Origin of the sequence: Shewanella indica (assembly GCF_033842865.1) — a bacterium.
Classification (GTDB): domain Bacteria; phylum Pseudomonadota; class Gammaproteobacteria; order Enterobacterales; family Shewanellaceae; genus Shewanella; species Shewanella indica.
In genome coordinates, this window is the sequence record NZ_JAWXXR010000001.1 from 3,330,885 (window position 1) to 3,353,434 (window position 22,550).

General features: G+C 52.7%; 21 protein-coding genes. 10 read left to right on the top strand and 11 right to left on the bottom strand.

Features of this window, described 5'->3' with window-relative positions; translation table 11 throughout:
• The first annotated feature begins 26 nt into the window (after positions 1-26).
• The 3 genes from ydiJ (at position 27) to SIL79_RS14880 (ending at position 4,459) form a co-directional block, all read left to right on the top strand.
• The gene (gene ydiJ / locus SIL79_RS14870) at positions 27-3,065 is read left to right on the top strand and encodes a D-2-hydroxyglutarate dehydrogenase YdiJ (RefSeq protein ID WP_319619430.1); all 3,039 of its coding nucleotides are present in this window, start codon (positions 27-29) and stop codon (positions 3,063-3,065) included.
• Positions 3,066-3,138: 73 nt separating this feature from the next.
• Positions 3,139-3,588 (top strand): DUF1285 domain-containing protein, encoded by a 450-nt coding sequence (locus tag SIL79_RS14875; protein ID WP_234500790.1) that lies wholly within the window; start codon positions 3,139-3,141, stop codon positions 3,586-3,588.
• Positions 3,589-4,036: 448 nt separating this feature from the next.
• Positions 4,037-4,459: a MarR family winged helix-turn-helix transcriptional regulator gene (locus SIL79_RS14880; RefSeq protein WP_039033408.1), complete on the top strand. Its 423-nt coding sequence runs from the start codon at positions 4,037-4,039 to the stop codon at positions 4,457-4,459.
• 28 nt (positions 4,460-4,487) lie between these two features.
• Here SIL79_RS14880 and SIL79_RS14885 read toward each other — a convergent pair whose 3' ends face one another.
• Together SIL79_RS14885 and SIL79_RS14890 are read right to left on the bottom strand one after the other, a co-directional pair.
• The gene (locus tag SIL79_RS14885; protein ID WP_039033407.1) at positions 4,488-4,823 is read right to left on the bottom strand and encodes a hypothetical protein; all 336 of its coding nucleotides are present in this window, start codon (positions 4,821-4,823) and stop codon (positions 4,488-4,490) included.
• A gap of 176 nt (positions 4,824-4,999) precedes the next feature.
• Entirely contained in the window at positions 5,000-6,034 is a 1,035-nt protein-coding gene (locus SIL79_RS14890) for a Glu/Leu/Phe/Val dehydrogenase dimerization domain-containing protein (protein WP_071475871.1), read from the bottom strand.
• Between the two features lie 300 nt (positions 6,035-6,334).
• Here SIL79_RS14890 and SIL79_RS14895 point away from each other — a divergent pair, with 300 nt between their 5' ends.
• On the top strand, positions 6,335-6,769 hold the full coding sequence (locus tag SIL79_RS14895) for a DUF4826 family protein (RefSeq protein ID WP_039033405.1): 435 nt from the start codon (positions 6,335-6,337) through the stop codon (positions 6,767-6,769).
• 255 nt (positions 6,770-7,024) lie between these two features.
• Here SIL79_RS14895 and SIL79_RS14900 read toward each other — a convergent pair whose 3' ends face one another.
• From SIL79_RS14900 to SIL79_RS14915, 4 genes are all read right to left on the bottom strand, one after another.
• The gene (locus SIL79_RS14900) at positions 7,025-7,930 is read right to left on the bottom strand and encodes an ABC transporter ATP-binding protein (protein ID WP_071475870.1); all 906 of its coding nucleotides are present in this window, start codon (positions 7,928-7,930) and stop codon (positions 7,025-7,027) included.
• Positions 7,927-8,769 carry an ABC transporter permease subunit gene (locus SIL79_RS14905; protein ID WP_234500791.1) on the bottom strand — a complete coding sequence of 281 codons (843 nt, stop codon included), beginning with the start codon at positions 8,767-8,769 and terminating at the stop codon, positions 7,927-7,929. Before SIL79_RS14905 ends, SIL79_RS14900 begins: the two co-directional genes overlap by 4 nt.
• 147 nt (positions 8,770-8,916) lie before the next feature.
• Positions 8,917-9,645: a YceH family protein gene (locus tag SIL79_RS14910; RefSeq protein ID WP_234500822.1), complete on the bottom strand. Its 729-nt coding sequence runs from the start codon at positions 9,643-9,645 to the stop codon at positions 8,917-8,919.
• Positions 9,646-9,816: 171 nt separating this feature from the next.
• On the bottom strand, positions 9,817-10,650 hold the full coding sequence (locus SIL79_RS14915; RefSeq protein WP_234500792.1) for a CvfB family protein: 834 nt from the start codon (positions 10,648-10,650) through the stop codon (positions 9,817-9,819).
• A gap of 275 nt (positions 10,651-10,925) precedes the next feature.
• Between SIL79_RS14915 and SIL79_RS14920 the strand changes: the two genes are divergently transcribed.
• The 6 genes from SIL79_RS14920 to pdxH all read left to right on the top strand — a co-directional run bounded on the left by SIL79_RS14920 (position 10,926) and on the right by pdxH (position 17,439).
• On the top strand, positions 10,926-11,183 hold the full coding sequence (locus tag SIL79_RS14920; RefSeq protein WP_039033401.1) for a hypothetical protein: 258 nt from the start codon (positions 10,926-10,928) through the stop codon (positions 11,181-11,183).
• Between the two features lie 774 nt (positions 11,184-11,957).
• Positions 11,958-12,833, top strand: a complete 876-nt coding sequence (gene speE, locus SIL79_RS14925) for a polyamine aminopropyltransferase (RefSeq protein WP_028779304.1) — start codon at positions 11,958-11,960, stop codon at positions 12,831-12,833.
• Positions 12,834-12,861: 28 nt separating this feature from the next.
• Positions 12,862-14,775: a biosynthetic arginine decarboxylase gene (speA, locus tag SIL79_RS14930; RefSeq protein ID WP_039033400.1), complete on the top strand. Its 1,914-nt coding sequence runs from the start codon at positions 12,862-12,864 to the stop codon at positions 14,773-14,775.
• 52 nt (positions 14,776-14,827) lie between these two features.
• Positions 14,828-15,757, top strand: coding sequence for an adenosylmethionine decarboxylase (locus SIL79_RS14935; RefSeq protein WP_039033399.1), 930 nt, complete (start codon positions 14,828-14,830; stop codon positions 15,755-15,757).
• Positions 15,758-15,788: 31 nt separating this feature from the next.
• The gene (gene speB, locus SIL79_RS14940) at positions 15,789-16,718 is read left to right on the top strand and encodes an agmatinase (protein ID WP_039033398.1); all 930 of its coding nucleotides are present in this window, start codon (positions 15,789-15,791) and stop codon (positions 16,716-16,718) included.
• An 82-nt stretch (positions 16,719-16,800) separates the two neighbouring features.
• Positions 16,801-17,439: a pyridoxamine 5'-phosphate oxidase gene (gene pdxH / locus SIL79_RS14945; RefSeq protein WP_071475868.1), complete on the top strand. Its 639-nt coding sequence runs from the start codon at positions 16,801-16,803 to the stop codon at positions 17,437-17,439.
• A gap of 58 nt (positions 17,440-17,497) precedes the next feature.
• Here the strand turns inward: pdxH and SIL79_RS14950 are convergent, their stop codons facing one another.
• The 5 genes from SIL79_RS14950 to mnmA form a co-directional block, all read right to left on the bottom strand.
• Positions 17,498-17,713, bottom strand: coding sequence for a cold-shock protein (locus SIL79_RS14950; RefSeq protein ID WP_025009621.1), 216 nt, complete (start codon positions 17,711-17,713; stop codon positions 17,498-17,500).
• A 311-nt stretch (positions 17,714-18,024) separates the two neighbouring features.
• Complete coding sequence (locus SIL79_RS14955) at positions 18,025-19,164, bottom strand: ribosomal protein uL16 3-hydroxylase (protein WP_071475867.1); 1,140 nt, start codon at positions 19,162-19,164, stop codon at positions 18,025-18,027.
• A 123-nt stretch (positions 19,165-19,287) separates the two neighbouring features.
• On the bottom strand, positions 19,288-20,658 hold the full coding sequence (gene purB, locus SIL79_RS14960) for an adenylosuccinate lyase (protein WP_319619431.1): 1,371 nt from the start codon (positions 20,656-20,658) through the stop codon (positions 19,288-19,290).
• Between the two features lie 28 nt (positions 20,659-20,686).
• Entirely contained in the window at positions 20,687-21,304 is a 618-nt protein-coding gene (gene hflD, locus SIL79_RS14965; RefSeq protein WP_100142771.1) for a high frequency lysogenization protein HflD, read from the bottom strand.
• A 3-nt stretch (positions 21,305-21,307) separates the two neighbouring features.
• Positions 21,308-22,423 (bottom strand): tRNA 2-thiouridine(34) synthase MnmA, encoded by a 1,116-nt coding sequence (gene mnmA / locus SIL79_RS14970; protein WP_162206218.1) that lies wholly within the window; start codon positions 22,421-22,423, stop codon positions 21,308-21,310.
• Positions 22,424-22,550 lie beyond the last annotated feature (127 nt).

The following is a 22,550-nucleotide window of genomic DNA, read 5'->3' on the forward strand; positions in this document are numbered from 1 at the left end:
TAACAAAAAATTTATTCGAGCATAAGATGTTACCCTTACTATCACACCAACAAACTCTGGAACCCCTGTATCTGGAATATCTGGATGCGCTGGATCAGCGCGGTTTTCGCGGCGATATCGACAGGCGTTACAGTGCCCGCTTGGCGCAAGCGACGGATAACTCCGTCTATCAGTTTCTGCCACAGGCGGTGCTCTACCCCAGAGACAGCGCCGATATTGCCATGGCGTTGCAGCTCGCCAGTGAGGCAGCTTTTGCCAAGGTGGTCTTCAGTGCCCGCGGCGGCGGTACCGGAACCAATGGTCAGGCGCTGACTCATGGGATAGTGCTGGATCTCTCGCGCCATATGAACCGGGTGTTGGAAGTTAATCCAGAGGAAGGCTGGGTTAGAGTCGAGGCCGGTGTGGTCAAGGATGCGCTCAATGATGCGTTGCGGCCGCACGGCTTTTTCTTCAGCCCGGATCTTTCCACCTCCAACCGTGCCACCCTGGGCGGCATGATTAATACCGATGCCTCCGGCGCCGGCTCGCTGGTGTATGGCAAGACCTCGGATCATGTGCTGGAGCTTACCAGTGTGTTGGTGGATGGCAGTGTGCTGCACACGGATCCGGTGAGCCGCGAGGCACTGGAATCGGGTGAGAAGGTGACTGACAACCCGCTCGGCAACAAGTTGATTACCGAGGTGGCCCGTCGCTGCCGTGAGCAGCGAGAGCTGATTGAACAGCGCTTTCCAAAACTGAACCGTTTTTTGACCGGTTACGATCTGAAAAACGTCTGGGATCAACAGCTGAGTGAATTTAATCTGTCGCGGATCCTCACGGGCTCTGAGGGAACGCTGGCGGTGGTGACTGAGGCCAAACTGGATATCACCCCTTTGCCGGCCAGCCGCCTTATGATCAACATCAAATATGACTCTTTTGAATCTGCGCTGCGCCATGCCCCCGACTTGGTGCTCGCCAATGCCACTGTGGTGGAAACCGTCGATTCCAAGGTGCTGAATCTGGCGCGGGAAGACATTATCTGGCACTCGGTATCCGAGCTTATCCAGGAAGTGCCCGGCAAAATAATCGATGGTCTTAACATGGTGGAGTTTGCCGGAGAACAAGCCCAGGTAGATGAGCGGGCTGAGCGTCTGGCCGCGGCGCTGGATGCACAGATTGCCGCCGGTGAGAAAGGGGTGCTTGGGTATCAGCTCACCCGGGATGCCGGTTCCATCAATAAGATTTATGCCATGCGCAAGAAGGCGGTGGGGCTGCTCGGGGCCACCAAAGGTCGCCGCAAACCTATAGCCTTCGCCGAAGATACCGCCGTACCACCGGAAAAGCTCGCCGACTATATCATGGAGTTCCGTGCGCTGTTGGATAGCCATCAACTGCAATACGGCATGTTCGGCCATGTGGATGCCGGGGTGCTGCATGTGCGTCCGGCGCTGGATATGTGCGATCCTAAAGATGAAGCCTTGTTGCGCACCGTCTCGGATCAAGTGGCGGCACTGACGCAGAAATACGGTGGCCTAATGTGGGGCGAGCACGGTAAGGGGGTGCGTGGTGAGTATGGCCCTCAGGTATTTGGCGAGCAGCTTTGGAGTGAGCTTGAAGAAGTTAAGACGCTGTTCGACCCCCAGAATAAACTCAACCCGGGTAAGCTGGTGGCGCCCAAAGGCCAACAGCTTATCTACAATGTCGACAGTACCAAGCGCGGCAGTTTCGATAGGCAAATACCTGTCAGTGTCCGCGATGCCTTCCCGGATGTGATGAACTGTAACGGCAATGGCCTGTGTTTTAACTACAGCCGCTTTTCGCCTATGTGCCCGTCGTTCAAGGTGACAGGAGACAGGATCCATTCGCCCAAGGGCCGCGCCGGGTTAATGCGCGAGTGGCTGCGACTGCTGGAATCCGAAGGCGTCGATGTCAATGAGCTGGCCAAGTCCAAACCCATGGGCTTGCTGCAGCGGCTGCAAAACAGCCTCAATGCCAAGAAAGAATACGATTATTCACATGAGGTGATGGAGTCGCTCAAGGGCTGTCTCGCTTGTAAGGCGTGCTCCGGCCAGTGTCCGGTGAAGGTGGATGTCCCCAAATTTCGGGCACAGTTTTTCAGTATCTATTACCGCCGTTATCAGCGTCCCGCCAAGGATTACCTGGTGGCCGGTGTCGAGGATTCGGTGCAGCTGATGGCCAAGGCGCCCCGGCTGAGTAACTTTGCGGCGCAGAACCCTCTATCCAAGTGGGTGATTAAAAAGGCTCTGGGGTATGTGGATGCGCCTGCGCTGTCTGTACCTACGCTGAAACAGCGCCTCGATGCTCACCCCAGCCGTGGTTATGATCTCAACGCCTTGAGTGCTATCCCCGCCGCTGAGCGACAAAATTATGTGTTGGTGGTGCAGGACCCTTTTAACAGCTTTTACGATGCTGAACTGGTTTATCGCTTTATTCGCCTGATTGAAGCGCTTGGGCTCAAGCCGGTATTGCTGCCGTTCAAGCCCAACGGTAAACCGGCTCATATCAAAGGATTTCTGGAGCAGTTTGCCAAGACGGCACAGTCCGCCGCCGATTTTCTCAATCAGGTGCATGCCCTTGGCATGCCCATGGTGGGGGTAGATCCGGCGCTAGTGTTGGTTTATCGCGACGAATACCGTGAAGCGCTCGGCGCCAAGCGCGGCCAATTCAATGTCCAGCTTGCCAGCGAGTGGCTCAGTACTATGCTCGAACAGTTACCGCAACTGCCTGCAAGCGGGCGTGAGTTCACCTGGTTCAGCCACTGCACCGAATCCAGTGCCCGTCCCGGCACTGCCAAAGAATGGCAAACCATCTTCGCCCGTTTTGGTGCCAAGTTGGGAACCGTGAATCTGGGTTGTTGCGGCATGGCCGGCACCTATGGCCATGAGTTGGAAAACCTGCCACGTTCCAAGGCTTTGTATGAGATGTCCTGGGACGAGGCGATAAAGTCGTTGCCAAAGGAGCAGATACTGGTGTCCGGTTATTCCTGTCGCAGCCAGGTCAAACGCTTTGGCGGCTTCAGGCCCAAGCACCCCATCGAAGCCTTGCTGGAACTGACTCAGGCGTAAGCCTGAGAGCGCCAAGAATAGGGCTCCAAAAGTGTGGAGCCCATGAATAGGGAACCCAAAATAGGAAGCCAGGATGAAACAGTCGGCAGACAAGGTGAGTGAGGCCCTGAAAGGGCTGGGGGCAAGGCCTGACTTATGTCAGCAGCAAGCCCTGTTTGAGATAGATGTTAAAGGCGATTGGTATTATCTCAACTCACCGCTGCCGGCCAAGTTTGCCAGGCTCTTCAGTAGTATTTTGCACTGCATCGAGGGTGAACATCTGTTGCTCACCCCGGCAGAGCGTTTGAATGTAGCGGTGGCCGATACACCGCTCATCATAGTTGATTACAAGCAGCTGGATATCGAGGCCGAGAGCAGCCGTTTTGCCCTGGTTTGCTCCCAGGGTAATGAGTTTGAGGTGCAAGGGCTTAATGCCTTTGAGAGCGCCGAATCCGGGCTATTGGTAAGCTTGCCTCGAGGTCTAAAGGCCAGGCTTGGGCGGGCCTGTTTCTATCGCTTTGCCGAAACCTATTTACTGAGTTAAAAATTAACGGAATCGCTTTGCCATTCAGGCAGATATAAAACCTTTATTTACAGTAGCCTGACTGTAAATGCCCCATTATTCTCCTTTCTTGTGTTAGTGAAATATCCAGCAGGTGGTAGTATTAATACCATTGGTATAGAAGTTTGATAGACTCAGAATCGGGTTAGCCACTCAAGTTTAAAGCGGATTGTCGGCTGGCAATCGTGTACCCATAGGGGAGTCATAAAGCCGTATATTTGGGCAAGTCAATGCGGTTTTGTTCCGCTTGAGAGGTCATATGCCGTTTTTCATGCTCCCTGTGTAGGTCAATCAATTTGCGCAGTGGTATAGTTAAACTCGGCAGCGGCATGGCCCGGCGCCAATGAAATAGAATAAGCGATTTTGTTGCATAAAGCGCTTGCCCCTGCCGATAGCGAACAGACAAGCCCTGAAGTACAGGAGGTGTTGCTTGAACCGCAAAGAGAGTCTCGGTTATCTGGTATCCCATTTGAACGTGGAACTGCAACATGAACTGGATAGCCGCCTGAAGCGTTATCAGCTGGATATTAAACTCTGGCCTGTTTTGTTTGCGCTCTGGCAAGAGGAAGGGATAAGCCAAACCGAGTTGTCACGTCGCTGTGATGTGGCCAACTACACCATGACACGCCTGTTGGATCAACTGCAGGTACAAGGCTTAATCTATCGCCATCAGGAAGAAGACAACCGGCGTGCGTTTCAAATTTTCCTGACCGATCAGGCCAAGGCGATGGAGCAGGACTTGATTCGCGAGGCCGAGCGGGTCAACGAGAAGTTTATGGCGGCCTTGGATGAGCCGGAAAGAGCGCAGCTGCTCATGCTGCTCAACAAGATAAATCATACCGACAAGCGTTAACCCTATGGTTAAATGCGCGATCACCGAATCAAAGATAGACTAATAGTACGCACACCAATCCCCCCAGTAGCAACCAGTGTTGCATATGTGAGTTGTTTGGCTGTTGTTTTCCCTGTTTGAGGCTCGCCAGCAGGCGGTTACACTTGTAGATGCGGCAGATAGTCAGCTCTGTGGTGGGGTCAACCAGAAGTTGCATCCGGCAACGTGCGCCATTACGTAATTCAAAGCTGTGTTCGCTCTTTAGTCCCAGATTGAATTTGCTGGATACCATTTTACCGTCGACAAACAAACGCTCAAATCCATTCCAGTTACTGGCCTGTAATTCAACCTTTTGCTGTTCCACTTCATAGCCGAATCTGAGCATCACTGACTCCCTGACATTCGAGATGACGAGTGTTAAGTCAAGCAGAGGCAGATGACGCTCGCCAGTCTGGGAAAATGAATTTTCTGTTTCCGGCGCCTATCTCTTTGCCGACAAGGGGAAAATTTTTTCAGTAATAAAAAAGGGCCTGAAGGCCCTTTTATGGAATATGACTGAGCTTAGGCTTGGGTACCATTGATGATGGCACGGGCCATCTCATCGGCTACTTCAGCCGTGGTGCGGTTCTGCTCATCGGCCTGCTTGAAGATGGACAGCAGGGTGTTGTAAATCTCTTCAACCTTGGCGGTAGACTTGGCGGCATCATAGTCTTTTTCGAAAGACACGTTGATGATACCACCAGCGTTGATTACATAGTCTGGAGCGTAGAGGATGCCCATTTGCTTGAGCTGCTCGCCGTGGCGGGGCTCAGCCAGCTGGTTATTGGCACAGCCTGCGACTATGCCGGCTTTCAGTTGTGGCAGTGTGGTGTCGTTAAGTGTGGCTCCCAGGGCGCAAGGGGCATAGACATCTACGTCCAGAGCATAGATGTCCTGAGGGGCAACCACTACAGCACCAAAGTCGGTGGCTACCTTGTCCAGTGATGCCTGATGGATATCGGTTACAAACAGTTCGGCGCCTTCTTCATGCAGGTGCTTGCACAGATAATAGCCCACATGGCCTACGCCCTGAACGGCTATCTTGAGGCCCTTGAGGCTATCTTTGTCCAGCTTGTGCTTAACGGCGGCCTTGATACCCAGGTAAGTTCCCATGGCGGTAAAAGGGGAGGGATCGCCGCTCATACCTTCCAGGCCAAGCACATAAGGGGTTTCATCATGGGCAATCATGATGTCGGCAGGGGTGGTACCCACATCTTCAGCCGAGTAGTAGCGGCCACCCAGGCTGTGAACAAAGCGGCCAAAGGCGCGGAACAGTTGCTCACGATTTTCTGTTTTGGGATCGGCTATGATAACTGACTTACCGCCACCCATGGCCAATCCGGCCAGGGCATTCTTGTAAGTCATACCGCGGGAGAGGCGCAACACGTCAGTGAGGGCTTCATCATCTGATTGGTAGTTCCACATACGGCAACCGCCTACGGCTGGACCCAGGTTGGTGTTGTGGATGGCGATGATGGCACGCAGGCCACTTTCCTTGTCATGACAGAATACTACCTGTTCATGTTCGTCGAATGATACATGATTAAATACAGCCACGTCTGTTCTCCGCTGTGCTTATTGGGGCGGCGCTTAGCGGCCGCCGACCGCTTGTTATATTTATTGCAGAACCATAGCATTTAGCGATACTCTCAACAAAGCTGATGAGCAGAATAATTGTGATCTATCTGGCAATTTTGCTTTCCACCTTACGTTAACGTAAAGTTGGTTGAAGATTGAAGTCCGCCACCCATAGTCGTCTCATTATGGAGTGGTACTGAAAAAGTCGGCCAGAGGCTTAGTTGAACAGATACAGAATATAAAAACACAATAAAAACAAACAAGAAGAAAGGAAAGTTTATGACTGAACAGACAAGTACACCGCCCAATGCCGAACAGCAGGAAGCCTTGCGCCAGGCGTGGGTGCGTGAACAGTTCCAGAAAGCCAATAAATTTCTTGCAGAGAAAGGGGTGATCCCAAGCAAAGTGCTACCGGCCGAAAGCCGCTATCTGGCGCCTTATGTAGCCATGTGGAAAATCGAATCCAAACAGCCCAGCCACAAGACCTATTGGGTGATGTCCGGTGACTTGCCTTCCGACTATGTTGATGTGAGCGTAGCGGCCACTGCTCGTGAAGCCTTGCGTCACTTTTCGCTAACCTGGCAACTTAAGGCCGAAAACTTAGTGCAATCCGGTGCAACCAAAGACCCAACCCAGGCCAAGTTTGCCCAGTTGTTGGTCTCCAGAGCCGAGAGTCTGTACAAGATCCAAGCGGACGATAAGCTCTGGGGGTGATGTCGCAATCAATTTCTCACTCTCGACTTTGACGATGAACTTCTGATAGTCATAGTGACGCCGGTAGCTTTGGCAGACTGTTGTTTCCTTCCCTGAGCAGTTCTTCTGCGGAAGAGAGAAAGTGCCGTGGCAGATGTGGGGATCTAGCGTGTAAAGCGTTGTGCCAGAGGCTGCTATTTTGTAAGACCACTAAAACAACAACCCAGCTTACGCTGGGTTGTTGTTTATCAAAGAGAGCTTCTAAGTTCAAAGGCGTCAGGCTACGCCGTCGAACAAGGTATCTTCCAGTGTGCGGCCTCGCATCAGGCTGCGATATTGCCAGCCATTTTGCTTAAGTAGCTGCAGCAGTTCAATATCCAAGGTGTCCTTCTCCGGTTGGTAACGGATAAGGTAGTTTTGTTTGCCCTTGGCCGAGATCTCGTAAACGCCTTCGAGGGCGTAGAGTGCTTCCAGCAGTTTTTCCTGATCACAGTGTTGCATCTGCAGCGTCAGATAGGCTTCGGCGCTGCTTTGCTGCATGGTGACAGACTGGCCCAGTTTACCTTTGTCCAGATACAGCACTCTGTCACAAAGCTTTTCCAGTTCATCCAGATTGTGGGAGCTGATAATAAAGGTGGTATCTGCGCTCAGGGATTCTACCAACTCACGAATTTTGCGGGCGTTGGCGGGATCCAGTCCGGCCGTGGGTTCATCCAGCAGTACCAGCTTGGGGTTGCCTATCAGCGCCTGAGCAATCGCGGCGCGTTTTCCCATACCATGACTTAGAGAGTTGGGTTTTTGATTGGCGACCTCCTCAAGGCCTACCAGCGCCAATACCCGCAGGGATTCAGCCTTGGCGGCTTCGGCGCCCATACCCTGCATGCGGGCAAACAGGCTGAATTGAGTCAGCAGGCTGAAGCCGGGATCCAGGGCGGCGTCCTGGGGCAGGGCCGAGACCTGTCCCAAAAGTCCGGTGCTGCCCGGGCGCTGTCCCATCACAGTGATTTCACCACTACTTGGACGTATATAACCCAGCAACAGGCTCATCAATGTGGTCTTGCCGGCACCGTTTGGGCCGACCAGGGCGATGGGACTACCGGGCTCCAGTTGCAAGTCGACGCTATCCAATGCCCGCTTGCTGCCGTAGAGTTTGCTCAGGCCTTTACAGTTGATAAGACTCATAGATCACCTCGCTGCATCATGGTGCGGCCTATCGCTAATAATCCAATGGTTTGCAGCAGTGGCAACCAGGCACTTGACAGCGCTGTTAGCGGCTGGGCATTGAGCATGGTATCTATCTGTGCGCCGGGCACCAGATAACCGATGAAAGAGAGCATGGGCAGCTGAGCATTGATAACCGCCATTACTATCATCATGGCGGCAAAGAAAAGCACCGCAAATACGCTGGCCAGTCTGGCGGAGCTGGCCCAGAGTGAGAACAGCGCCATCAGGGCGGTGTAGGGCAGCAGGATCAATACCAGATTGAGTGTCATCATCAAGCCGGAAGTCAGCGCGGGTAGCACCAACGCCATATCCCGGCTCATGGCCAAAACTACGGTTGCTATGACTGTGATGGCAACCAACAGCAATTGGATCAACATCATGCCGAGGAAGCGGCCGAAGAAGAGGGCATCGCGGCCCGAACGCAGGCAGAGAAAGCGTAGTGTGCCGCGGTTTTTGTCCGAGGCGAACTGATCGCCGCAGATAAGAATGCTGAACATGGGGAACAGGTAGAGACTGATGACCCAATAGACGGCTTGCTCGGCAACCGGCCAGGCAAACAGTTGATCCAGAGTGCCTTCACCGAAGGCGCCGGTAACAAAATGCTTGAAGTCCGGGTTCAGCAGAAAGCTGGCGGCACTTCGGACCGGATAGGCAAGGATCAGCAGCCACACCAGGGCGAAAGCTATCATCGCCAGGGTGCCACGGCGGTGGAAAATGAGTTTATAGAGTTCAAATCCCGCGAGTTGCAGGGCGTTTTTCAGCCCTCCGGGATGAGTGCTGTGAGTTGCAGTTGTCATGTGGTTCCTTGTTTTGCTCCAAATAAGGAGTCCTTGCGGCGACCGGGGCAAACACTGGGTTGCCGATAAGACGTCAGCCTAACACCATGAGGGCAGGCAGGCCACGCCTGGCCGCTATTTCAAGCAGTAGCTGTCGTCTTTGAAGGCTTATTGTGCCAGTTGCGTCTTAAGCTCGGCCAATGCCTGTTTTAGTAAAGCCAGCTCTTGCTTCATTGTCGCCAGTTCTTGTTCAAGCAAGGCTATCCGGCTCTGGCTTGCCGTTTCAGGCTCACTTTCGCACTCTCTTTCGCACTCTCTTTCGCGTTCACCTTCATGGTGAGCTGTAGCTTGATTGGCAATCTGAGTGGTATCTGCGCCGCCGTAACCTTCAGATACACCATCATTTTCTGTGAAGTTCTCGGCAAAGCGTATCTCACGTTTTCCCGGCTCCCTGGGCAGTTGGCGGATAAAGCCTTTGTCTTTCAGCGCCAGCAGGGTTTGCTCCACTTGTGGCAGGCCGTCAAATTCAAACAGCCGTTGAGCCCGGCTTCTGAGTTCACCTGCGGTTTGAGCGCCGCGCAGCAGCAACAAACACACTATTGCCAGCTCTGCGGGGGAAAACTGCAGCTCGCCAAATTCTGTGTTACAGAATCTGTGGCGGTATTTAATGACCCGGCTGCCAAAGCCGGATTGCTCACTCAGTAGACGTTTTTTACTCAGGCTGTCCAAGGCTTGCTGCACTTCAGACTCGCTCAGTTCCATCACGGGATCGCGGCTGGTTTTTTGATTGCAGGCTTGGGTCAGTGAATTGAGAGACAGGGGATAGAGATCCGGAGTGGTGACTTCTTTTTCCAGCAGGCAGCCAATCACTCTGGCTTCGATGGCATTGAGTTGCAACATAATTGACAGTTCCATTCAAGGCAGATGTCGGCCAACTGACCGACATTTTACTCAGTGTTTTTGAGTTATATCAGAGCCTTGAGCCGATGTCGCGGTTTTCCTCGGCTGCGCCTGCCCTAAATAGAGCAGGCGCGTTATTTTTGCTCAATTCTTGGTTCAGTTCTTTGTTCAATTATTGGCGTGGATACCGTCATCTTCGATGCGCAGTTTTCCGGCCTTGAACAGGCCGCCGATGGCTTTCTTGAAGGCTTTCTTGCTCATGCCAAGCTCTGCGTAGATCACCTCGGGCGAGGTCTTGTCGCTGTAGGGCAGGAAACCGCCGGCCTGAGTTAGTTTCTTCATAATCCGCTGTGATTGCTGATCCAACTCCTGACGGTCGGCCTTTTGCAGGGTCAGATCCAGTTTGTTGTCGTGACGCACCTGTTTGATATAACCCTTGAGCTTTTGGCCAAACTTCAGCTTACGGAACACCTCATTTTGATAGATGACGCCCCAATGCTTGTTGTTGACTATCGCCTTATAGCCGAGATCTGTAGTACCTGCAATGATAAGGTCAACCTGTTGACCATTCTTGTACCAAGCCGGGCTCTTATCGACAAACTTATCGATTTTGGACGAAGCGACAATCCGCTCGTCGGCGCGGTTACGGTGAACATAGACCAGGTAACTGCGGCCCTCTTCGGCCTGCTTATGCTGCTCACCGAAGGGCAGCAGCAGATCTTTTTCCAGTCCCCAATCGAGGAAGGCACCGACCCGACCAATGGAAACCACCTTGAGATAAGCAAACTCACCCACCTGAGCCAGGGGCTTTTTAGTGGTTGCGATAGGCATGTCGTTGGAGTCCAGATAGAGGAATACCTCCACCTTGTCGCCCACCTGACAACCCTTGGGCACCACTTTATTGGGTAATAACACCTGTCCCAACTCATGAGCGTTGAGGTAAACCCCGAAATCAACCTGTTTGACCACTTCCAGGGTGCAACTTTGACCTATTTCTGCCATCTGTTTTTGAACCTGATTAACTTTTTTTCAGCTGCGGCGGATTATAACGGATTGCGCTCACCTATGCCCGTGCCTTTTGTTAGGGAGGTGCGAATAAGTCCTCGTGGCCTTCTCTTTTGTAGGGTGTGGCTTGCACAGCAATTGGCGCTCAAGGCATCTGACTGAAGGCATGCCGGGGCCTGTTGAAGTCAGACTTCCCTAAGTTTGAATAAGACTAAAGTTAGCGCTGCTTTTTGCAGCACAGCTGGTTAAGCTGAAAATAAAAACCTTTGCCTATGTTCTCTATTTGGTCTGTCAGCCTGCTGGCACTCTTGTATCTCGGGCTGTTGTTTATCATCGCCTGGTGGGCGGATAAATATAACCCCAAACGTTTTCGGGCACTGTTTTACAGCCTGACACTCGGCGTCTACTGTACCTCCTGGGCTTTTTCGGTACCACGGCCCAGGCCGCCAATCATGGTTGGTGGCTTTCATCTGCTGGAGCGCGCGCCTGGGGTGACTATTGAGGAGATCCGCGCCAAGACGGTGGGCTGACTGCATTGCGGTGAATCAGCGCCGGAAATGACCTTTGATTAATTCGCTAAATTGGGTGGCGTTTTTAGCTGCTGCGATTTTTGCTTGAATCGCCAGGCTTCACGATAACAAACCTTTGTTTGAGGGTGAGTTTTCACCCTCGTGTTCCCCAAGGGGGCTGCATTGAATCAAACTCAGTGCCCGAAGCGGTATCTGGCGATCAAAATGGAGAGTCTGAGTATTTAAAAAATCTTGAACAGATAAAATCAGCTTTCAAAGCTCAATTTATTGATATAAATCGAAAAAAACTCGCTTAAATGGCATGGGTGAATATCGCAACTGTAGTTTATATTTCAAAGCCTTGGATAAACTGTGATTCGTGCTTGCATTATGGGGCACAGCAAGGTTTAATTGCGCCGTTTTGAAGGTACATTCAGTCCTGACAGGCAAACGTGAGTAACAGGGTTATTATGGTTCACGAGTCATTAACCGTGTAAATGAACAAAGCACCATTTACACGGGGTTAAGAGGGTTTTAGCTAATGCACAGCCATTCATTTTCCGCACTGGTTCGCCAAGTGCCACAAAACAGGTTTTCAACCATTGTCAGCTATGACAATACCGGCTTGAAACATCTCACGTTAATCCGCATCAATTCCGGCCGCGAACAGGCCAATAGTCCCAACTGAGCCCGTCGTCCATCTACGACGATACATTGACTCGGCATTCATTTTTGAATCGCCGAGGACGGGTTATTTGTCCACCCTTACATTCAACACCAAGAGTTTTAGGTTAAATGCAAGCCAAGAATATTTACTACGAGACACTGCATCCGGCATACGGACAGTATTTTGAGGTGGAAAAGGTGCTGTTCGAGCAAAAGACTGAACAGTGGCACCTGAGCATTTTTGAAAATGCCGCTATGGGACGGGTCATGGCGCTCAATGGTGCCATCCAGACCACAGAGAAAGATGAGTTTGTCTATCACGAAATGTTGACCCATGTGCCTATTCTGGCCCACGGCGACGTCAAGCGGGTGCTTATTATAGGCGGCGGTGACGGTGGCATGCTGCGGGAAGTGGTCAAACACAAACAGATTGAATCCATTACCATGGTGGAGATTGATGCCGCCGTGGTGGAAATGTGTAAAAGCTATTTCCCAAACCATTCCCAAGGCGCCTATGATGACCCCAGAGTCAACTTGGTGATCAGCGACGGGATGGATTATGTTAGGCAATCACAGCAAAAATTTGATGTGATTATCTCTGACTGCACAGATCCCCTTGGTCCGGGAGAGGTGCTGTTCAGTTCCGACTTTTACGAGGGCTGTAAGCGTTGTCTCAATGAAAATGGGATTTTTGTCGCTCAGAACGGCGTGCCTTTTATGCAGCTGGATGAAGTGCAAAATACCGTCAGACGCATGAGCTCTTATGTGAAAGAGTGTCGGTTCTATATGGCGGCCGTGCCTACCTATGTGGGTGGCAGCATGGCCTTTGCCTGGGCAACCGATGATCTTGAGGCGCGTCAGCATAGCCTGGCGACTCTCGAAGAGCGTTTTGAGCGGGCCGGTATTACCACCCGTTATTACACGCCGGCTATCCATCAGGCAAGCTTTGCGCTGCCGGCGTTTGTCGAACAGGCGGTCGCGTCAGCGATGACGGTTACCGCATAACCCATTTTTTGATAACAGGCTAACGAATATGAGTGATTGGTCTATTGACGATGCCCGCGTCGGCTACAATGTCGCATACTGGAGCCAGGGATTTTACGGAATAAGCGATCAGGGTGAGGTGACAGTGTCACCGAACCCTTTGAATCCGGACAGCAAAATCGGCTTGAACGAGCTAGCCAAAGACATGGTGAAGGCCGGTGTTAACCTGCCTGTGCTGGTCCGTTTCCCGCAGATTTTGCACCACAGGGTCGATAGCCTGTGCCAAGCCTTTAATCAGGCGATTCAAAAGTACGAGTACAGCGAAGATTATCTGCTGGTTTATCCCATCAAGGTGAACCAGCAGCAGACAGTGGTTGAGGAAATCCTCGCCAGCCAGGTCAGCAAAGAAGCACCGCAACTTGGGCTTGAAGCCGGCAGTAAGCCTGAGCTGATGGCGGTACTGGCCATGGCACAAAAGGCTAGCTCAGTCATAGTCTGTAACGGCTACAAGGATAAAGAATATATCCGCCTGGCCCTGATAGGCGAAAAGCTGGGCCACAAGGTCTACATAGTGCTGGAGAAGATGTCCGAGCTCAAGATGGTACTGCAGGAGTCCCGCGAGCTTGGGGTTACTCCGCGTCTGGGGCTACGCGCACGTCTGGCGTTCCAGGGCAAGGGTAAGTGGCAGGCCAGTGGCGGTGAAAAGTCCAAGTTTGGTCTGTCTGCTGCGCAGGTGCTGCGGGTGGTCAACGAGCTCAAGAGTGCCGACATGCTGGATTCGCTGCAGTTGCTGCACTTCCACCTGGGTTCACAAATCGCCAATATTCGCGATATTCGCCATGGTGTGGGTGAGGCGGCGCGCTTCTATTGTGAGCTGAGAAAACTGGGGGCCAAGGTCAACTGTTTCGACGTGGGCGGCGGCCTGGCGGTGGATTATGACGGTACCCGCAGCCAAAGCAATAACTCAATGAACTACGGCCTGAGCGAATACGCCAACAATATCGTCAGCGCTCTGAGTGATGTCTGCGCCGAGTACGAGCAGCCGGTGCCGAGAATTATTTCTGAGTCCGGCCGCTTCCTGACGGCGCACCACGCCGTGCTTATCACGGATGTTATCGGTACCGAGGCATATTCTCCTGAGAATATCCAGCCACCGGCAGAGGATGCCCCACAGCTGCTGCACAATATGTGGCAGTCCTGGAGCGATATCCGCGGCCGCGCCGATTCCCGCGCCTTGATTGAGATTTTCCACGATACCCAATCGGATCTGGCCGAAGCTCACGCTCTGTTTGCTCTGGGGCAACTTAGCCTGGAAGAGCGCGCCTGGGCGGAGCAGACCAACCTGCGTGTCTGTCACGAGCTGCAGGGATTGATGAACAACAAGAACCGTTATCACAGACCCATCATTGATGAACTCAATGAGAAATTGGCTGACAAGTTCTTCGTTAACTTCTCGCTGTTCCAGTCGCTGCCGGATGCCTGGGGTATAGATCAGGTGTTCCCTGTGTTGCCGCTGACCGGGTTGGATACCGCACCTGAGCGCCGCGCCGTGATGCTGGACATCACCTGTGACTCGGACGGTATGGTGGATCAGTATGTGGACGGGCAGGGGATCGAAACCACACTGCCGGTTCCTGCCTGGAGTGCCGAGAGCCCGTATCTTATCGGTTTCTTCCTGGTGGGGGCTTATCAGGAGATCCTCGGTGACATGCATAACCTGTTCGGTGATACCAACTCGGCTGTGGTGCGTCTCGATGAAAGCGGCCTGGCCAACATAGAGTCTGTGCTGTCCGGTGACACAGTGGCCGATGTACTGCGCTATGTGAACCTGGATGCCGTATCCTTTATGCGCACCTACGAAGAGCTGGTGAATCAGCATATTGCCGAAGACGAACGCACCTCGATCCTTGAAGAGCTGCAATTGGGTCTTAAGGGTTATACCTATCTGGAAGATTTTTCATAAGGTCGGTGCATTCAGCAGGCCCTTCGGGGCCTGCAACAAGTAGAGATAAAAGATGTTTTTTGAAGGTTCAGAAAAAAAAATTGAAGTGATAGTGACGCCGGCTACGCCTTCGCTGCGCTCACTGGGAAAGCCCTTCTGGGAAGAGATGGTGGCCAAGGCCAATGCAGAAATCCTCTCTTCCGTCAGCAATGATTATTGCGATGCCTATCTGCTCAGCGAGTCGAGCCTGTTTGTTTGGGACGACAGATTTTTAATGTTGACCTGTGGTACCACCACTCTGGCGCGCTCGACTCTGCATTTTATCGACTCCCTCGGTGAAGAGGCGATAGCCTTTGCGACTTTTCAGCGCAAAAACGAATATCTGTCGCACCTGCAGGCCAGCTCTTTTGAGCAGGACTTACAGGCGTTGAGAGAGAAGCTGTCCGGCGTGGCGTATCGTATCGGCCATCTGGATTCTCATCACCATTATCTGTTTTGCAGCGACAAGGCTTTCAGCGCCGAGAGCAGTGATGCCACCAGTGAGCTGTTGATGTATCACATTCGTGGTGAAGCGGCTGACTACTTGCGCTCCGATAACCAAAGCTGCGAAGGGGTTAGGCAACTGCTGGCACTGGAAGAGATGCTGCCCGGATTCCAGTTTGATGACTTTCTGTTTGAGCCCTTTGGTTATTCCATCAACGGCATTCGCGGCAAAGAGTATATGACTATTCATATCACGCCCCAGGAAAGCAGCTCTTATGTCAGCTTCGAGACCAATCTGGATCTCGCCGCACAACCGATAGATATCTTCGCCCGTTTGCTGGCTATTCTCAATCCCGGCAGCTGGGATGTCATCGGCTTCAACGCCCAGTTGGATACCCGTGGTTACCCGGAACATTTATGTTTGGGAAGTTGCTCTTTGTCCCTGGAGCAGGGTTATAATGTCAGCTTCAGTCATTATCAGCAGATGTGCCACGAAGTGCTGATCCCTGAGTCCATGTAAATATCGGCATTAGCCAAGTTTTGGAGTATTTATGACCACTTTAGCAGATAAACCTGATTACTCGCTTTATTCAAATGCGTTTGGTTATTTGCGTCAGCCACTGGATTTCAAACCGCTAGAAAGCGATGCGGATGTGGTGGTAATAGGTTTGCCTTTCGATATGGCCGTTACCGGCCGCAGCGGTGGCCGTATGGGGCCCGGAGCTATCCGCAATGCCTCGACCAATCTGGCCTGGGAAGAGAAGCGTTGGCCTTGGGATTTCAGCCTCAGCGAATATATCAAGATAGTGGACGCCGGCGATCTGGTATTTAATTGTGGTGATGCCGCCGATTTTACCGAGCGCACTGAAAACTTTGCCAGCAAAGTTCTGGCCTCCGGTAAGACACTGCTGAGCTTTGGCGGTGATCACTTTGTAACCCTGCCGTTGCTTCGTGCGCACCACAAACAGTTTGGCAAGATGGCGCTGCTGCACTTCGATGCCCACACCGACACTTACAGTGAAGGCAGTAAGTTTGACCATGGCACCATGTTCTATCACGCCCCTAACGAAGGCTTGATCGATCCGGCCCATTCTGTGCAGGTGGGGATCCGCACCGAATACACCAAAGAAGGCCACGGTTTTCAGGTGATTGATGCCGCCATGGCCAATGATATGACCGCCGATGAAATCGTGGCGCAGATCAAGGCTCGGGTTGGCGATATGCCTTTGTATGTGACTTTCGATATCGATTGCCTGGATCCTGCCTTCGCGCCGGGAACCGGTACTCCGGTATGCGGTGGTCTCACCAGTGACAAGGCGCTGAAGATTATCCGTGGTCTCAAGGGCCTCAACATAGTGGGTATGGATGTGGTTGAAGTGGCACCTGCTTACGATAGCGCCGACATTACCGCGCTGGCGGGCGCGACTCTGGGCCTGGAAATGCTGCATGTCTGGGCCTTGTGCCAGGGCAAAGTCAAGTAAGCCGCTTCACGTTAAGCCAACGCTTGTCGTTGGCTTTTCTTTCGCTGGGGCATTGCGCCCGGTTCAGGGACAAGGATAGACAATGACAGATTTGAGTGATATTCGCCGTGAATACACCCGGGGCGGCCTCAGGCGCGCCGATCTGGCCACCGAGCCCATGGCGCAGTTTGAGCGCTGGATGGCGCAGGCCAAGGATGCACCTTTGACAGATCCTACCGCCATGGTGGTGGCCACAGTGGATGAAACCGGCCAACCGTTTCAGCGGATAGTCTTGCTGAAGCGTTTTGATCAGCAAGGATTTGTATTCTTTACCAATCTGGAAAGCCGTAAGGCGCAGCAGATTGCCGTCAATGCCAAGGTTAGTTTACTGTTTCCCTGGCATCCGCTGGAGCGCCAGGTGGCCGTGACAGGGGTAGCCGAAGCCCTGTCTGCTACAGAGGTATTCAAGTACTTTGTCAGCCGTCCGAAAGACAGCCAGATAGCGGCCTGGGTCTCGAAACAGTCGAGCAAGCTTAGCGCCCGTCAGGCACTCGAGAGTAAGTTTGCCGAGATGAAGGCCAAGTTTGCCAAGGGCGAAGTCCCCTTGCCCAAGTTTTGGGGCGGCTACCGCATAGTGCCTTCCAGTGTGGAATTCTGGCAGGGCGGTGAGCACAGGCTGCACGACAGATTCCTCTACAGCCGCACAGATGACGGATGGGAGATCAATCGTCTCGCACCTTGATGGCGATATCGCCTAACAAGAGGGACGGCATCTGCCGTCCCTTTACTTTATCCGTCAGCTATTTTAACCGCACTACGTTTTCTGCCTGCAGCCCCTTTTGGCCTTCAGTCACGCTGAAGCTGACCTTCTCACCCTCTTTCAGAGTGCGGCGGCCGCTGCCTTGAATGGCGCGGTAGTGGACGAACACATCGGCGGCGTTTTCCTGGGTTAGAAAACCAAAGCCCTTTTCATCGTTGAACCATTTAACGGTTCCTGTCACCTGTTGTTCTGACATAGTTTCCTCTTTCAGTAACTTAGCCTAGGCTGTTGCTTTGTATAAGTAGATGTAGGGTAAAGAGGATTTGTTTCACTGGTTTGACACTCTGATTTTCCTTGAAAACCAGAGTTTTTTGCGCTTGGCAACAGGTTTTTTATAGCAAGAGTGGGGCTGAAAATAACAGACCGATAGAGATTGCCAGGGATAGAGTCAATATCAACCCCATCAAGAGTGAGTAGCATTCTGCTGGTTTATTGGTTGAGAATGCTACTCTTATGAGCCGGGATTAGGACTGATATTTTATTCAGTACAGAAAGACTGACTCAATCTCATTCTTCACTGAGGTAGAAGTAGCCTTTTTCAAGCAGGTTGCACAGCAGCGCAGCTATCACTTCATAGTTCAGCAATGATTCGAGATCTTCACCGCTGATGCTGGTGCGATTGGCAATAAGCTGCGCCTGCTCTTCACTGCCTTGCGGTAATTCAAAAGCTTCCCCATTGATAAACAGTCGGCAGTTGGGGTCCTCTTCCAGCATGAGAATTTTAAGCCCACCTATGCGCTTGAATACAGCGCCTTCGGCCGCGGCTTCTCTGAGCTCCTCGGTACTCATAGGCTCACCCTGGCAAATATCCAGCTCAAAGCGGTTCTGACTCAACAATTTGCCCAGCATACCCTGATAATAGTCAGGGTTTTCAGTCAGCTCTTTCAGCAGCGCCATCATCCCCTGTTGCTGGCTCTTGGCGATCAGCGCCGGTTGCCCGGCTTCTTCACCCGAAGTGAAGCGTTTGTGGCCGAGATCCTGATCAAGCATAAAGTCGGCCATTTCGCTGATAAGTTCTTGCTGACTCGGTGCCCGGAAGCCTATTGAGTAGGACAGTGCCAGGGTCAGGGTTTCGCCCCTGTGGGGGAAACCGGGCGGTATATACAGCATGTCGCCGGGCTCCAGCACTGTATCTATGATGGGCTCAAAGTCTTCAATCAAAGGGGTATTGGGATTGTTGCCACGCTTGGCGTATTGACCCTTGGCACCCACTGTCCAGCGCCTGCGCCCCTCGCCTTGAATGATAAAGACATCATAGTTGTCGATATGGGGGCCGACACCACCACCCGGCGTGGCAAAGGACACCATTAGGTCATCAAAGCGCCAGTCCGGCAGGAAACGGAAGGCTTCCACCAGAGCTTGTGAGTCCGGATACCAGTGGTTGACGGCCTGCACCAGCAGTTGCCAGTTTTTTTCACCGAACTTGTCATAGTCTTCAAATGGGCCTGAGATCACTTCCCAGTCCTGCTCTTTGGTGATTACCACCCGTGAGGAGATCTCCTCTTCGCAGGCGAGGCCCGCCAGCTCATCGGCGGCGATAGGATCGACAAAGTCCTTGAAGGCTTGTCTGATCACCTTGGGTTGTTGCTGCCATACCTCTTTAACAAAGGCGTTGCTGTCTAGAGTCAGCTGGTAAGTGTTCGTCATCTGTTATCCAATCCTTAAACCGTTTCAATGGCAAGCCAGTTATCCCGCTTGCAACGGCATAAACCCCGGGGCGAAAAAAGGCGGTACTGGAAACCAGTACCGCCCGTGACAGCCAAGAGGCTATCAGTTCAAATCATCAACAAAGGCTTCGGCGCGGCCTATGTAGTTGGCCGGCGTCAGTTGCTTGAGTTCGTGCTTCACACTCTCCGGTAGTTCCAGACCGTCGATAAAGGCTGCAAGCTGCTGACCATCGATACGCTTGCCACGGGTCAGCTCCTTGAGCTTCTCGTAAGGCTTTTCGATGCCATAGCGGCGCATGACTGTCTGTACCGGCTCGGCCAGCACTTCCCAGTTGTGATCCAGTTCATCGCGCAGGTGCGCCACGTTGACTTCCAGTTTACTGACACCCTTGAGTGTGGCCTGGTAGGCGATCAGCGAGTGGGCGATACCCACACCCAGGTTACGCAGTACTGTGGAGTCGGTCAGATCCCGTTGCCAGCGGGAAACCGGCAGTTTGCTGGCCAGATGCTGCATCAAGGCGTTGGCTATGCCCAGGTTACCTTCCGAGTTTTCAAAATCGATAGGGTTAACCTTGTGCGGCATGGTGGATGAGCCGATTTCACCGGCCACTGTCTTCTGCTTGAAGTGACCCAGGGCGATATAACCCCAGATATCACGGTCAAAATCAATCAGCACGGTATTGAAACGGGCCACGGCATCGAACAGCTCGGCAATATAGTCGTGCGGTTCAATCTGAGTGGTGTAGGGGTTCCAGTTCAGGCCGAGGCTGGTGACAAAGCGCTGTGACAGCTCATGCCAGTTAACTTCTGGGTAGGCGGACAGGTGGGCGTTGTAGTTACCCACGGCGCCGTTGATCTTACCCATGATCTCAACCGCTTCAATTTGTTTGAGTTGGCGTTCGAGACGTACGGCCACGTTGGCCATCTCTTTACCCAGAGTCGAAGGCGAGGCGGGTTGGCCATGAGTACGGGACATCAGAGGCACAGTCTTGTAACGTCTGGCCAGCTCTTTAACGGCATCGACCAGTTTCTGGCAGTATGGCAGCAGTACCTGTTCACGGGCTTCGGTCAGCATCAGGCCGTGGGACAGGTTGTTGATGTCTTCACTGGTGCAGGCAAAGTGCACGAACTCGCCTATGGCTGCCAGCTCGGCATTGTCGGCGATTTTTTCCTTGATGAAGTATTCCACCGCCTTGACGTCATGGTTGGTGGTGGCTTCGATGGTTTTGACTCTCAGGGCATCGGCTTCGCTGAAGTTGTCGCGAATATTGTCCAGTAATGCCAGAGCCTCTTCACTGAAGGGCGGGACTTCTTCGATTTCAGGGCAGCTGGAAAGCAGCTTCAGCCAGTTGATTTCGACCTGAACACGATACTTGGTAAGACCGTACTCGCTGAATATCCCCCGAAGTTCGGCGGTTTTACTACCATAACGCCCGTCTACCGGTGAGATAGCAGTCAGTGCGGAAAGATCCATTATAAGCTCCTTGATGAACTTGGCTTTATTATAGGGTGAGGCTTTTTTTAGCTGTATCGACGATCGCCTTGCGAGCAAACACCAGATGTCTGCGTTTACCGCCCAGTTGACGCCAGAGTACGGCACTGCGCATTGCTGCCAGCAACAAGGCGCGTATTTTATGTTGAACCAGTGGCCGCTGCAGTATGTTGGGGTTGCCCGATATTTGGATCTTAGGTCCCAAACTACTGATGATATCGCTGTAGATGCTGGCCAGGTTGGCGATAACCTGCTCGTCGGTTATGGCAAAGTGGCTCAGTTGGCGATGCACCTGATTGATGCGCTCAGACAGCATTCCGAGCGCTGCCCGGTTGCGACTCAGTTTACGCTCAAGCGCCAGAATGCCGACCAGATAGCGGGTGATTTCCACATCTTTCTGGGCACTGTCACCCAGTTGATTAATAATCCACTTATAGCCGTTGGCCAGCACTAACTTATCGGGATAGATCTCATCGATATTCTCGGGATCTGTCACCATAATGCCATCGAGTGCTGCAGCCAACTGCTGCGGATCGCTTTCCCCGTGGCGGGCGATATATTGCACCTGGGCGATTGCCTGCAATATGCCGGCAAATGCCATGGTGCGGTCATGCAATTGCTCGCTCAATGATTACTCCCTAATCAGGGTTTCTATGATGCCGCCACCCAGGCAGACTTCACCGTCGTAGAATACTGCCGACTGCCCTGGCGTGACTGCCGCTACCGGCTCATCGAAGACCACTCTCAGCTCATCATCACCCTGGATATAAACAGTGCAGGGGATATCCTGCTGGCGATAACGGGTCTTGACCGTGATTTTTGCGCCATCGGCAGGGCCTTGCCTGTCGACCCAGTGCAACTGCCTGGCCGTGAGGCCAACCGACATGAGTCTCGGGTGCTGGCCGCCTTGGGCGACAACCAATACATTTCGTTTCAGATCCTTGTCGACCACATACCAAGGATTGTCGTTGCTGTTTTTCATGCCGCCAATCCCAAGGCCTTTGCGCTGGCCCAGAGTGTGGTACATCAGGCCCTGATGCTCGCCTATCACTTCACCGTCGACACTCTCGATTTTGCCCGGTTGCGCGGGCAGATAAGTGCCAAGGAATTCAGTAAACTTGCGCTCACCGATAAAACAGATACCTGTGCTGTCTTTCTTGTTGAAGGTGACCAGCCCTTGCTCTTCGGCGATGCGGCGAACTTCGGGTTTTTCCAGTTCACCCACAGGGAACAGGCTGCGTGCCACCTGTTGGTGACTCAAGGTGTAGAGGAAGTAACTCTGATCCTTGTTGCCATCTATGCCGCGAAGCAGCTGGGTTTTGCCGTCGGTATCACGGCGGCGCACATAGTGGCCCATGGCGATATAGTCGGCATCGAGAATGTCATCGGCAAACTCAAGGAAGGCTTTGAACTTGATCTCCTTGTTGCACATGATGTCCGGGTTAGGCGTGCGTCCCGCCTTGTACTCGGCAAGAAAATACTCGAACACATTGTCCCAGTATTCGGCGGCAAAGTTAACCGTGTGCAACTTGATCCCCAGCTTGTCACAGACAGCCTGGGCATCTTTTAAATCTTCGGCGGCAGAGCAATATTCGTCGGTGTCATCTTCTTCCCAGTTCTTCATGAACAGGCCTTCTACCTGATAGCCCTGCTGGAGCAGCAGATAGGCTGAAACAGATGAGTCGACACCGCCGGACATGCCGACAATGACTTTTTTTCCTGATGCATTGGGAGTGTTAGCTGTCATAGATCCTAAAACCGTTGAATTCATTCATGAACGCCCAAAAAGAGAACTGCTGCTTGTGCCCGGTTGTGACAGGCCGTTATTGGCGCGACGCTGGGGTGGACAAACAGCCATAAGGCGCTCAGTTTCT